This window comes from Clostridioides sp. ES-S-0010-02 (assembly GCA_020641055.1).
In the GTDB taxonomy this organism is placed as follows: Bacteria; Bacillota; Clostridia; order Peptostreptococcales; family Peptostreptococcaceae; genus Clostridioides.
In genome coordinates, this window is record CP067345.1 from 1,082,395 (window position 1) to 1,097,416 (window position 15,022).

The window sequence follows — 15,022 nt, forward strand, 5'->3', positions numbered from 1 at the left end:
TTATTAAGGAGATATTTATGTACGCAGTAAGATACGAACTGATAAAAACTTGTAAACAAAGTGGTGCAAGGCTTGGAAGATTACACACGCCACATGGGATTATAGAAACACCAATATTTATGCCTGTTGGGACTCAAGCAACAGTAAAGTCTATGACACCAGAAGAATTAAAAGAGATTGGCTCACAAATAATACTTAGTAACACTTATCATCTATATATGAGACCAGGACATGAACTTATAAAAAAAGCTGGTGGACTTCATGAGTTTATGAACTGGGATAAGCCAATACTTACAGATAGTGGAGGATTTCAAGTATTTAGCTTAGGGCCTTTGAGAAAGATAAAAGAAGAAGGTGTAGAATTTAGGTCACACCTAGACGGTTCAAAACATTTTTTAACTCCAGAAAAAGCTATGGAAATACAAAATGCGTTAGGTTCAGACATAATGATGGCATTTGATGAGTGTGCGCCATACCCAGCAGATAGAGAGTATGTAAAGAATTCATTAGAAAGAACAACAAGATGGTTAAAAAGATGTAAAGATGCCCATAATAATACAGACAAGCAAGCTTTATTTGGTATAATACAAGGTGGAATGTATAAAGATTTAAGAGAGCAATCAGCGAAAGAAATAACAAGCATTGATTTACCTGGATATGCGATTGGTGGACTTAGTGTTGGAGAACCAAAGCCACTTATGTACGATGTACTAGAACACACAACTCCATTTATGCCAAAGGACAAACCAAGATACTTAATGGGAGTTGGTAGTCCAGATGATTTAGTGGAAGGTGTTATAAGAGGAGTAGATATGTTTGACTGTGTTTTACCTACTCGTATAGCTAGAAATGGAACTGCAATGACTAGTCAAGGTAAAGTAGTAGTTAGAAATGCAACTTATGCTGAAGACTTTACTCCACTTGACCCTGAATGTGATTGTTATGCTTGTAAAAATTATTCAAGAGCCTATATAAGACATCTTGTAAAAGCAAATGAAATACTGGGTGCAAGATTGATAACTACTCATAATCTTCACTTTTTACTAAATTTAATGAAACAAATAAGACAAGCAATAATGGAAGATAGATTACTTGATTTTAGAAATGAATTTTTTGCAAAATATGGATATGAAATATAGGTTTTGCACTATTAATTATAATCATTTTAATATATAATATTCAATAGTACTCAAAGCTAAAGAAAGTAAATTGTTGTATAAACATTTATTACGATTTGCAAAAGAGTATAATTTACAAAGGAGTGAAAAATTAATGCCACAGCAACAAATAATGATGAGTATAGGTCTATGGGTAGTAGTAATTGCAATCTTTTATTTCCTAATGATTAGACCTCAAAAGAAAAAAGACAAACAATTGAAAGAAATGAGAAGTAGCCTAGGTGTAGGAGACAAAGTCATTACAATAGGTGGAATAGTAGCTAATGTAGCTAAAGTTGAAGATGATGTTGTAATATTAGAATTAGGACCAAACAGAACTAAAGTTCCATTTGAAAAATGGGCTATAGGGACAGTTCAATCTAGAAAAGAAGAAATAGAAGAACAGTAAAATAGTAATTTAAAAGCCTTTTCTCGAATATATATTAATTTGAGAGGAGGTTTTTTTATGGGAAAATCTAATTATATTTTTAAAGGTTTGGGATATGCATATATAATAACTTTGGCTGTTTTATTAGTGTATAACTTATTTTTGACATTTACAGATATCGGTGGAGATAATATAACTATGGTTGCATCATTTATAACTACTATTTCTGCAGCTATAGGCGGTTTTTACACTTCAAAACACATGCAAGAAAAGGGACTTATGTATGGACTTTTAGTTGGACTTTTGTACATAGTGTGTATTTTTTTGACTGTGTTTTTAGCACAAGAGAGCTTCATATTTGAAGTAGGAATGATTTATAAGTTATTGCTTATATCAGCAGCAGGAGGTATTGGAGGAGTATTAGGTGTCAATTTTAAATAGAGTTTATATTAAAGTGGTTTTGTGATATAATCAATAGGAAACAATTAGAAATGGAGGCGTTGAAAATGGAAAATAAACATGTAAAAACTTTATCTCAAGCTACTTTAAAGCAAAGTGCTGCAAAAGGTGGATGTGGAGAGTGTCAAACTTCTTGTCAATCAGCTTGTAAAACTTCTTGTACAGTTGCAAATCAAGAGTGTGAAAGATAGAAAATTATTGATTTAGTTGTTTGTAAGAGGGTATCTCAAAATGGTTCTTTTATCATTAATGAGGTATCCTTTTTTATTTTTTGTCTCCATATAAAATGTTTAATATGTTTATAAAAAATAAGGTTTGACTTGTTAGTGTTTAATTTTTTATATATTCAAAATCTAACTTTTTATTCTTATATTTCTAATATATGCATTAGTAAATTATGTAAACTTATAAAATGTATTGATAAATAATATTATATATAATATTATCTATATGTGGGAAATACGAATATAAAAAATTAAATACAATATTCGGAGGACATAAATATGTTAAGTAACAAAAAGAGAAGTATGGCAATAGTAATGGCAGGAGCTACAGTTATGAGTGCAGCAGCACCAATATTCGCAGACAACACTGTGTCAGAAAATGTTGATAAAAATTACACAGTAAGTGCAAAAGATTCTACTAAACTAATCGAAGAGGTTAGAAAAGCATTAGAGATTAAGTTTGAAGAGACAAAAGCAGGAGCAAATGTAAATGATAGAGTTTATGATATAAAAGTAGATAATGTAAACTTAACTAATGCAACTCAATTACAAAACAAGATAAACTCATTAGTAGAAGGACAAAGTTTAAAAGTTACTATACAAGATAAAGGCCATCAAACTATAGGTGGAAAAGTAGTTGACTATAAAATTGAAAACTACAAAACAGCTCAAGAAATAGTAGATGCAGTTAATGCTTTCAATGCAACTTTAGCAGAAGATTCTGATAGCAAGTTAACAGCAACTATAAAGTCTACTAGTACAGTTGAAGTAAAAAGAGCAAAAGATTCAAAAAATACAATTACAGTAAATGTAGGAGACCAACATTTAGACTTTGCAAAACCAGTAACATCAGAAGAAGGTACTTTTGAAGGCTATGAAAAGCGTTACAGCGATATAGAATCAAAAGAATTACATACAATAACAGTTAAAAATGCAGATTTACAAGACATATCAGCAGAAGATTTATTTGATGGAGTTAGATTAACTACATTAGGTAGAGAAATAGTTAATAAAGTTAAAAATGGATATACTTTAACATTTGAGAATGAAGCAATACTTACTCAAGAACAAGAAAATAGTGATGACAAAGATAAGCCAGAAAAGTCAAGCTTTGATATGGTTTTAAGTAAGACAAATGAAAAGCCAGAAACAATAAGTGTATCAAGTAAAAACCATAAATTAGTTAGAGATTTACACAAAGTACTAACTGATGTAAAAGACGGAAAAGAATTAAAAGTAGAAGTTTTATCTGGAGATTCAAGATTTACAACAGCAGTAGAAGTTAGTAAGGAAAGATTCAAAGATGGAGAAGCAGATTCAATAATTTTAGTTGGAGAAGATGCTATAGTTGATGGATTAGCATCAGCACCACTTGCATCTCAAAAAAATGCACCAATACTATTATCTAAAAAAGATTCATTACCATCAGAAATAGAAGCTGAGATATTAAGAGTACTTGGAAGTAACTTATCTTCTAAGAAAATATATATAGTAGGTGGAGAATCTAAAATATCAAAAGAAACTGAAGAAAAACTTTCTAAATTGGGTGTAAGTAAAGTTGAGAGAGTTTCTGGAGATGATAGATTTGAAACTTCTTTAGAAATAGCAAAACAATTAAAAGATACATTTAAAACTGCATTTGTAGTAGGTGGAAATGGAGAAGCAGATGCTATGAGTATATCTGCTAGAGCTGCTCAATTTGGAGCTCCAATAATAGTTACAGGTAACGAGTTAGATGCAAGTGCTGAAAAATTATTAAAAGGAAAAGAATTAGAAATTGTTGGTGGAGAGAATTCTGTATCAAAAGAAGTTGAAGATAAATTAGTGGAAATAGATTTAAACAACAAAGTTGAAAGACTAGCTGGAGAAAACAGAAAAGATACTAATGCTAAAGTAATCAACAAGTACTATGCAGGAGCAACTAAAGCATATGTTGCAAAAGACGGTTATGTAGGTGGAAATGGACAATTAGTTGATGCACTTACAGCAGCACCACTTGCAGCTAGTTCAAAAGCACCAATAGTATTAACTACAGAAGAACTTTCTAAGTCACAGGAAGAAGTAGTTGAGTTAAGACTTAAAAATGCAACTAAGTTAGTACAAATAGGTGAAGGAATAGCTAAAAATGCTATTGAGAAAATAGCAGAAAAAATAAACTTATTTAAATAAGAACTAATAGTATATAAAAATTGATACTATAAGTTTGTTTAGATAATATAGAATGTCTATAATGTACATTTATACAAGATGCTTAGATAATATATGATGTCTACAATATAAAATATATACAAATAATGAAATGAAAAGAATAACAGTAAAGAATAACAATAAGGTATCTCATTTAGATTTAATTTGAGATATCTTATTTTTTTATTTTTTGATTATAATACTGTAAAATTCATATTATAAAAAAATTATTATAAATGATATTGTTTATAATGATTAAACATCTTATTAACATATATTATTTTGAATTTATTACTTAATTAAATAAAATAAGTTATAATGTTTTGAATTTACGGAGAATAAAGACTTTAATTATAGTATTTGAGTTATATGGATAACTATGGTATTATATATAAAATATGGTAACAAAACTGTAACTTTTTATTGAGAATGGATAAAATTATTGATAAAAAATACGAAAAATATATTGGGGGTAAATAATAATATGAAGAATAGTAAAAAGATATTAGCTATAGGACTTACACTATCTTTAGTAATGGTAAATACTCCTATAGTAAATGCGTTGACATCCGTTGAACAAATAAAAGGTAATGACAGGTATGAAACAGCAGCAAAAATAGCAGATAAACAAAGCTATAATACAGCAATACTAATTAATTCAGATAATAGCTTGGCAGATGGTCTTAGTGCAAGTGGTTTAGCTGGAGCTTTAAATGCGCCTATTTTAATGACAAAACAAAATCAAATTCCAAGTACTACTATGGAAAGACTGAACAAAGCAAACACTGTATATATAATAGGTTCAGAATCGACAATAAGTAAAAATATTGAAAATCAATTACTTTCTAAAAAGAAGGTTGTACAAAGAATATTTGGTGAAAATAGATTTGATACGAGCGTAAAAATAGCTGAGAAAATTAAAGAAATCAAGCCTATTGATAAGGTAATTATAGCTAATGGAGTCACAGGAGAAGCAGATGCGATAAGTGCATCACCAGTAGCGGCAAGAGATGGAGTACCTATAATACTTACAGATGGAAATAGTGTAGGGTTTGATACTACAGGATTAAAGAGTTATGCACTTGGTACTAGTGAAATAATAAGTGATGAATTGGTCAAAAGTACAAATTCTGTTAGGTTAGGTGGAACAGATAGATTTGACACCAATAAGAGAGTTATACAAGAGTTTTATAAAAACAGTAAAGAGTTTTACTTAAGCAAGGGTCTACAATTAACGGATGCATTAGTTGCTTCTACAATAGCAAAAAATGCTCCTGTAGTATTAGTGGAAAATGGTAGCAATAAGAGTGTTTTAAGTGGAGCAGATAAACTTACAGTACTTGGAGGGATAAATCAGAATGTAATCAAACAGTGTATAAATCAAGCTTCTCCAAATCAACAAGGACTATATTATAATCCAAATGATAGAGCATTTAAGGACAGAATAAAGGGAAAAGTGTATGCTCATATAAGACAATATAGAAAAGAAAACGGAGTAAAAGAGTTATCTGTAGCAAGTAGATTAGAGGGATTAGCAAATGATTGGTCTAATTTAATGGCAAATAAGAAGACTTTATCTCACACAATAAATGGCAAAAACTCATACTCTACTTTTCTAAAGTACTTAGATTGGAGTGAGATTAAATCTGGATATGTTGCAGTTCAAGGTGAAAATATAATTAAATATAAAATTCCAGATAAACCCGTTTATACAAATAGAGATGCAGATGATATAGGAAATTTTATTTTCAATGAGTGGAAGACAAATCCTGAAGAAGGTACCAATATGCTACATAAAGGATATGAAATAATGGGATTTGGAATAGCCATAACGGGGGATAAGACTATATACGCAACACATGAGTTTTATGGAAGATATAAAGAATAAATATTTGTTATGATTTAGGTATCTTACAAAATGTAACTACACACAAAATGATAGCTGTGAGAAAATAATATATAAATAATAAAATTATAATGGAAAATAACATTTATATTAATACAATAATATAAATGTTATTTTTTTTAAAATTTAGTGAAAAAATTGTATCAAAAAGTTTAAATATGGTATAAAATGGGTAAGAAAGTAGTGAAAATTAAATGGCAAAATTAGGGAAACTTAATGACGCAAAACTATAGGGGTTAAAGCTTTTAAAGCCATATCAGCCAGTTGCTAAAAAGAGTAAAGTCTTTTTATTTTATAATTAAGATTCTCTTTGAGTGTCTTTTTTTATTGTCTGAAACTATAGTATTTAAATTCATGAGAAATTAGAAATTTATTGAGGGAGGATTGTTGTTTCATGAAAAAAGCAATATCTTGTGTACTAGCAGTATCAATGTGTAGTGCACCACTAAACGTTTTTGCAGAACCTATCTTAGAGGGGAAGTTAAGGGCAGTTGAAAAATCAGTTACAGAGAAGTTAAAGGGGAATCTTGAAGTAGATTTAAATTTTTCACTTCCAATAAAAAATAATGAATCAGAAAGTATAACTAATACACAATTGGAATTAAAAGATGATAGTAATAACAGTGGAATAATAAAGCTTGGAGAAAAAGATTCAGGAACATTAAATATTGGGGCAGATAACATAGAGTATACTATAAAAAAACTATCTGCAAGTAGAAGTGAAATAAAAAATAAAGATGAAAATATATCATATTATAATATTGTATTTAATAATTTACCTGTTGGAAAATATAATGTAGAAGTCTCTGGAGGAGGATTCAAGAGTAAGGAAATTAAGGACATTGATATATCAAGTTATTCACAAAGAGTTTTGTTAAGTAATAGAGCAAGTGTAGATGATAAAAATAAACCTCTAAACTATGAACTATTCTTGATGGGTGATGTGAATAATGATGGGAAAGTTGATAAGAAGGATTATGAGGATGTATTGAAAAATATAAACTCAAATAAAAGTGAATATGATTTAAATAGAGATGGAAAGGTAGATATTGCTGACTTAGACTATGTTCAGAAAAATTTAGGGCAAAGTGAAGATGAAAAAAGCCTAGATAGTATAGTATCTACCAATCCTATAGTAGATACAAGTAAAGTAACATTAGAAAAAAACAGTGATACAAATATTCAAGGTACTGTAGAGGATTTATTCAGTGGAGAGAATAGTGGAGTTAAAATATCTCCAGCAAATGCAGATGATAAGATATCAGAAGAAAAACCAGCAGTAATGGATATAGCTTTATCAGAAGCACTTGATATGGAAGTCATAAATATAAAAGCACCTGAAGGGAATGCTCCAGCAAAAGGAATAGTTGAAGTTACAGATAAAGATGATAATGTTCAACAGATTCCTTATGAAAATAAAGAATATGTAGAAACTTTAAAAGAAGAGCAGAAGCAAGAGGAAGTAAATAATGAGCAAGAAGAAACAAATAATAAAGATGAAAATATAGAGCAGTCTGATAATAATTTAGACAATAATCAAGAAGAAAAAAATGATAAAGAAGATTCAAATACAACTGATAAAGAAAACAACGATAAAGAAAATTCATCAACAGATAAGTCTGACTCAGACAAAGATACATCAAAACAAGAAGACAATATCAGCAAAGATGATAATTCTACAACATCTACATATGGTAGGTCAGCAGTAGAAACATATGCAGAAGTTCAAAATAGTGATATAGTAATAAATCTTGGTAAACAAGTAGCAGTAAAAAAGATAACAATAAAAATAACAGCTACAACAGCAAATGATAGAAATCTTGCAGAAATATCTAAAGTTGAATTTTTAAATAATGTTTATAAAGAAATACCAAAACCAGATATGAATATACCTAAAATCAATAAAATATCGACTAGTACTGCTGTTGGAAACGAAAAAGTATCTTTTTATTGGAATAATGAAGTAAATGTATCTGCATATGAACTTGTATTAGATACGATTGACAGTAAAGGAAAAGTACTATCGACTAAAAAATTACAAACGAGTAAAAACACTATAGATGTAAGAGATATACAAGCATATGGATTATATAGAGTGAGCATACAGTCTTTAAATGGAGATTGGGCTAGTGGATATAAAGAGGCAACAGCAGAAAACTTAGATGGAGTCCCAGAAAATGTAGACTCAAACTATAAGCCTATACAATTTAGTCCAGACAGTATAATAGAATTTCAAGTTGTTCCAGATACAAAACCAGAACCACCAGAAGGTATAAATGTCAAAGGTAGATTTAAGGCTCTTGATGTAAGCTGGAAAAATCATAAACAAGCTAAAGACTTTGATTTATATTATAGAGAAAAAAGTTCTAATGGCTCTTGGATAAAATATAATGACAAACTTATTCGTGGAACAAGTTTAAAAATAGAGGGGCTTAAGGATAATACAACATATGAAGTTAGAATGACAGCTACGAACCATTTAGGTACGAGTGGAATGTCTAAAACATATATAGGAACAACTGAGAGTGTTGATGCTCCAACAACACCTAACTATAGACTAATTAATACTCCTAAGTTAGATGCAGGTTTTGGGATACCAACAAATCATATAGTAGATGTTACTTATCCAGCTGGATATGATAAAAGTGAATATAGTGACAAAAATCCATTTAATAAATTTAATATAGTAGATGGAGATTTTACAACACATTGGACATTCCCAAAATATAATGCTGCTGAGGGAACAAATAGAGGTCCAATCATAACTTTTGATAAAGCTTATACGATGGATACTTTTATGGCTACCCCTCGTTTTGATGTTTCTGATAAGACAATCAATGACTTTGAAATAAAATACTGGGATGAAAATGGTCAAGTACATAATTTAGGAGATGTACCCTTTGAAACAAAAACAGACCCTGTAAATAATAATATATATGTAATGGTAAGATTAAAGGAACCAATAAATGCTACTAAGATACAAGTAAGTGTTTGTTCTTCTTATTCATATAAGTCTAATATATCAGAACTTAAATTCTATGAATATGACAGTATAGAAAAAGATGTAAGAAATCTATTTGTAGATGACTTACAAGTTGAATTAAAAGAAGATGTAACTCAAGAAAAAATAACAGAATTAAAAGATAGAATTAGTACTCCTGATAAAGTGAGTGGGGAATATCATCCATACAAGACAATTATTGATAGAGAATTAAAATTAGCTCAAGACTTATATAATGATAGAGCTACACTTGCTGATGTAACAACTGTAAATCAAGATATAAATGTTTCAGGAAAGTATAAAGATAAGAGTGGAAACTATACTGTTAAGTCCAATAATTTAGGTATGGGAAATGACTGGCAAGCATTGGGTGTAGCTGCTAGAGCTGGAGATGAAATCACAGTATATGTTGGAAGTAAAAGTGGTAGAACTCCTAAGTTAATATATACACAATACTATGGAGAGTCGGGTGCATATAAGAGTGGAGAAATAAATCTTAACACTGGTAAAAATGTAATTCAGTTAAGTAAGCTTCATAGTCTAGATGTAGAATGTGGAGGAAGCTTGTATATAAGATACCCTTATGATGCTCCAAGTGGTGGAGATATAAAAGTACGTGTAGCAGGAGCTACTAAGATACCACATCTTAACTTAAATGGAATGATAAATGATAAGAGCCCTGAAGGAGTTTCTGCATCTAAGAAAAAGATAAGAGCCTATATAGAAGAATTAGCTAAATATAAGAATGATATAAAGGGAGAGCCATATTATCCAGGAACGAATATTGGCAATTCATATGGATATTCAGAAACAACGGGTGTATTAAACACTACAGATATTGAAAGTGATAAAGTTACGTTAAATATTCCTGCAACAGCTGTATACCAAGGAATATCAAGTGGAAATTCTGATTTAAATACACAAGTAGATAGATTATACAGTAGTATGCTTGCATGGGAACAAATAATGGACTTAATATACTCAGAAAGAGGAGTATTTAAGACACAAGATTTAGATGGCAATGGAACTATAGATGATAATGAATTTGACATAACTAAAAATGATATGGCTCCTAAATCTCGTATGAATATAAAATATCAAAGAATGTTTATTGGAGCATTTATGTATGCTTCTGGTTTACATGTAGGAGTAGAATACGGTTCAGTTCCAGGACTTATGAATGGAGTACCTTTCCAAATAGATGCTACTGGAAAAGCTACAGGAGGAAGTTTGTTTGGATGGGGAATAGGTCATGAGATAGGACATGTTACAGACATTGGGAAGATGACATATAGCGAAACTAGTAACAATGTACTTGCTTTACTTGCTCAAACATTTGATGATAAGACACATTCAAGACTTGAAGGTTCAACAATGGACAAGATATATGAACATGTAACTTCAAACAGTGTAGGTATACCAAGTAATGTATTTGAGAGACTTGGAATGTTGTGGCAACTACATTTAGCTTATGATAATGATTTTACTGGTTCAATGCTAAAGAATAACTCAGACGCTGATTTAAGCAATGACACATTCTATGCTAAGATTTCAAGAAAATATAGAGCACTTTCAAGTGATGACCCAATAAATAATTTACCAAAAGACCAAATGTTAGTAGCAATGGCATCAAGTGTTGTTGAAAAAGATTTAAGAGATTACTTTAAAGCATGGGGAGTAGAAATTACACCAGAGTTAAACAGTATAATGGATGGTAAAAAGTACGAAAAAGAGTCTAGAAAGATACAATATATAAATGATGAAGCTAGAAGAAAGATTTTAAATGAAAATATATCTAGTATGGCAGAAGATACTAAAGTAAGTGCTGGTTTTGCTGATGGAGTACAAAGTGGTTCTCTAGTTAAATCTAATAAAATATCTATAGACCTAGATGTTGACAAAGACAAAGACAAGATATTGGGATACGAGATAATAAGAAGTGATGGAAACTACTTAGATGGTGAAAATGGAACTCAAGTAAAATATAGAACAGTAGGGTTTGTAGATGCAAAAGGAAATAGTCAAGCTAAATTTACTGATAATATATCTCCTCTTAATAATAGAGCATTTACATATAAAGTAGTTGCATACGATTATCATCTAAATCCAACAGATGAGTTTGAAATTGGTACTGTAAAATTATCAGATGAAGGAAAAATAAACAAATCAGCATGGTCATTTATAACAAACACTGTTTCTGATGGTGATGTTAGAACTGAAAATGACTCACATGGACCATTACAAAATCCAGAGATTGATAACATCAAGGATAATGATGCAAGTACTACATATAAAGGAAAAAGAATAAGTAAAGCTGAGTGGAACAAAGACCCTCAAAAAGACCCAGATATAAATGTAGAAGAAAATCCATATATAATAGTAGATATGAAGGAAACATTACCTATAGTAGGGCTAAAATATACAAAGCCAAAAACTGAAGCTAGAAAGTTCTCATTAAAAGGATTATTCAACCTTAGAAAGGATACTAGTACAACATACAATCCTTTAACTAATTACAAAATACAAGTAAGTAATGATAAAAAGAATTGGGAAGATGTTAGCCAAGGAACTTTTGAATATGGACAAGACTTAGTTGGTGGAGGAAAAGACCAAGATAATGAAGCTAGAGTTACATTTAATAAAGATGGTAAGCTTTGGACATACCAAGCTAGATATGTAAAACTAATATCAAACAATAAGTCTAATATAGAGGTTGCAGAACTTGATGTAATAGGACCTCCAGGTGACAATATAGAGATTGGAACAGTAAATAGTGTAGACCAAACTCGCACTAATGGAATTGGAAAATTAGCAGAAGACTATGTATATCAAAAGGATGACACTAATACGAGTGAAGATGAAACAGCTAAGATTCCAGCAGGTTCAATAGTAATTACAGGTGAATACAGTGGAAATCCAGCATTTAATTTACCATTACTTATAGATAAAAATAATAAAACTATCTCTGGGGAAGCACTTTTATTTGCAGAGGTACCAGAAAAAGGTGAATTAGGTGAAATAAGCAAAGGTACATGGGTTTACTATCTGCCAAAAGAAAGCTTTGATTCTTTAAGTGATAAAGTTAAGGCAGAATTATATAGATATAATGACCTTCAAGGAGATACTCCAATAGGTCAAAGATTTGTAAGTGATACAATGTATGTACCTGTGGAAGCTAAAACTTATGATGAGTTAAAGACGATAAGTCTTACTGATAGTAATAGTAAAGCGAGAAAAGCTACAAAGAATACTATTGATGTTAGCAATAAGAAGGTTATATCTATAAATAATAAAGTAAAAGGTAATATTGTCAGAGATAAATAAGTAATAGAAATCTAAAAAAAACTAAACATGCTAGTGCCAATAGTGGATATTTAGTAGGATTAGGTACTAGAAAAGTTTTAAAAGAGTAAGATGTTAAAAGTAAAGTATATATAATGTAACTATAAGTTTAGGGTAATTTATAAATTAAATATAAAAGCCAGATAGATAAAGGATTTTATCTATCTGGCTGATGGTAGATAAGGACGGGTGTTAATGAGTAAAGGAAAATTTCTTATAAGAACTATTGCAGTGTCAACTATGGCAGTAGCTGTAACTGGTAGTGCTACATGTGCATATGCTGCTCCAGTGTTACAAGGAACAAAGACATATGAAAAAGTAAATACTATAGATATATCTGTGGATTCAGTAGAAAATATAGTATATTCATTTCAAGCTAGTATAAAAGTACAAGGTGAGGTTGAAGTACTAGATAATGAGCCAGGTCAAAAGATTAAGTGGTCTGATAATATAGAAGCTCAGATAAAAAGTGGAAATGCAAATGCCAATTGTGTTTCAACATATGATAAAGCAAGTAATACAACAACATTAGATATATATGTTACATCAAATGAAGATTTGTTAGATGGAAATACATTAAATATAGGAAGAATATCAGTAAAAAAATCTGGAAGTAATTCAAGTGCTAAGTATAAAATATTGGGTAATGGGGAAAATTCCAAACCAGCTTTAAAAATTGTAACTTACAACAATAAAACCGTTGATTATGAAAGTATAGATTCTAGTGAAAGTTTAAACTTTACTCTTATCAATGAGAATGAAGTAAAACCAATAGGAGGAACTGGAACTAGTAAAAACGATCCTGAAAAATATAAGGTTGAGAAAAGTGAATCACTTGAATATTTATTAAATAATATTAGAATAAACTATTCTGTTGTTAGTAAAGAAACCGAAGAAAGTGGTTCAAATATAATATTGAAGCTTGGATTATCACAAAAATCAAGTAAAGGAAGAAAAGCTACAATAAGTAAGTATGTTGAAGTTACACTTCCAAAAAGTTTAGAGTATGTAGTTGATAATGAGTTAGCTAAACCAGATGAATTACCACCAGACAATTCTGATGACAATAATAATGGTGGAAACAATAATTCAGGTGGTTCATCTGGAGGTGGTAACTCTGGTGGAGGAAATTCAAGCGACTCTACATCTAATGTTACAGTAAAAAAATTAAAAGGTGCAGATAGATTTGAAACTGCTGTTAAAATATCTCAAAGTGGATGGACAAAGTCAGATACAGTTGTGATAGTAAATGGAGAAGACAGAAGTATGGTGGATGGGCTTACTGCTACACCACTTGCTAGTGTAAAAAATTCACCAATTCTTTTATCTTCAAATGATAAACTTCCTCAAAAAACTATAGAAGAGCTAAAAAGATTAAATCCATCAAAAGTAATTGTAGTAGGTGGAAGTAACTCAATGCCAAATTCAGTTGTTGAAGCTATTAAAGGCATAAATTCAAAGATATCAGTACAAAGAATAGGTGGAGAAACAAGATATCAAACTTCTATTAATATAGCAAAAGAAATTGATAAGACAAATAATGTAAGCAAGTTGTATATAGGAGCAGGAAATGGAGAAGCAGATTCATTATCAATAGCATCATTAGCTGGAAAGGAAAAAACTCCAATAGTACTTACACAAAAGGATGGTGTAGATAATGAAGCAGAACAATTTATTAAATCAAACAAAGTGTCAAATGTATACTTTATTGGTGGAGTAGAAAAAATATCTAACAAGGCTATTGAGCAAGTTGGAAAAATAACAAATAAAGATGTATCAAAAAATAGAGTTGCAGGTCAAAATAGACAAGAGACAAATGCTAAAGTAATAGATAAATTCTATTCTCATTCCAAATTGGATGGAGTTGTAGTTGCTAATCAAGATAAGCTTATAGATGCTTTGGCAGTTGGTCCATTGGCAGCTAAAAATAATTCGCCAGTTGTACTTGCTACAAATACGTTAGATAAATCACAAGAATCATCATTAAAAAATAAAAATTCATCTAAGTTGTTTGAAGTGGGTGGAGGAATAGCTTCATCTGTAGTAGATAAGATTAAGAGTTTAATTGAATCAAAATAAATATAAGTAAGCTTAAAATAAGAATGTATTTAGATATAAATCATATGTCTAAGTGCATTCTTATTTTTATTTATATTATCTTAATAATATTATGCTGGAATATATGTGAAAATTTAAGTAGAATTAAATTTAATTTGTAAAGTGATGTAAATTATTTTTAATAATGAAATATATCTTACAAATATTTAAAATATAACTAGAGATAGTTTTTGAATTTTTAATTAAATAAAATATTAATATATAGACGTAATATATTTATATAAGATATACTTTATAATA

At 29.9% G+C, this 15,022-nt stretch carries 8 protein-coding genes and 1 riboswitch; all 8 genes read left to right on the forward strand.

Features of this window, described 5'->3' with window-relative positions:
• Positions 1-17: 17 nt before the first annotated feature.
• The 8 genes from tgt (at position 18) to JJC01_05290 (ending at position 14,743) form a co-directional block, all read left to right on the forward strand.
• Complete coding sequence (gene tgt, locus JJC01_05255) at positions 18-1,139, forward strand: tRNA guanosine(34) transglycosylase Tgt (GenBank protein UDN59270.1); 1,122 nt, start codon at positions 18-20, stop codon at positions 1,137-1,139.
• A gap of 133 nt (positions 1,140-1,272) precedes the next feature.
• Positions 1,273-1,566 (forward strand): preprotein translocase subunit YajC, encoded by a 294-nt coding sequence (gene yajC, locus JJC01_05260; protein ID UDN59271.1) that lies wholly within the window; start codon positions 1,273-1,275, stop codon positions 1,564-1,566.
• A gap of 57 nt (positions 1,567-1,623) precedes the next feature.
• Entirely contained in the window at positions 1,624-1,986 is a 363-nt protein-coding gene (locus tag JJC01_05265; protein ID UDN59272.1) for a TIGR04086 family membrane protein, read from the forward strand.
• 65 nt (positions 1,987-2,051) lie between these two features.
• Complete coding sequence (gene scfA, locus JJC01_05270) at positions 2,052-2,195, forward strand: six-cysteine ranthipeptide SCIFF (GenBank protein ID UDN59273.1); 144 nt, start codon at positions 2,052-2,054, stop codon at positions 2,193-2,195.
• Positions 2,196-2,507: 312 nt separating this feature from the next.
• On the forward strand, positions 2,508-4,397 hold the full coding sequence (locus tag JJC01_05275; GenBank protein ID UDN59274.1) for a cell wall-binding protein Cwp8: 1,890 nt from the start codon (positions 2,508-2,510) through the stop codon (positions 4,395-4,397).
• Between the two features lie 502 nt (positions 4,398-4,899).
• Positions 4,900-6,303, forward strand: a complete 1,404-nt coding sequence (locus JJC01_05280) for a cell wall-binding protein Cwp9 (GenBank protein ID UDN59275.1) — start codon at positions 4,900-4,902, stop codon at positions 6,301-6,303.
• A 204-nt stretch (positions 6,304-6,507) separates the two neighbouring features.
• Positions 6,508-6,593: riboswitch (cyclic di-GMP riboswitch) on the forward strand.
• A gap of 122 nt (positions 6,594-6,715) precedes the next feature.
• A complete protein-coding gene (locus JJC01_05285) occupies positions 6,716-12,646 on the forward strand; it encodes a calcium-binding adhesion protein (GenBank protein ID UDN59276.1) in 5,931 nt (1,976 codons plus the stop codon).
• A 213-nt stretch (positions 12,647-12,859) separates the two neighbouring features.
• Entirely contained in the window at positions 12,860-14,743 is a 1,884-nt protein-coding gene (locus JJC01_05290) for a cell wall-binding repeat-containing protein (protein UDN59277.1), read from the forward strand.
• The last annotated feature ends 279 nt before the right edge of the window (positions 14,744-15,022 follow it).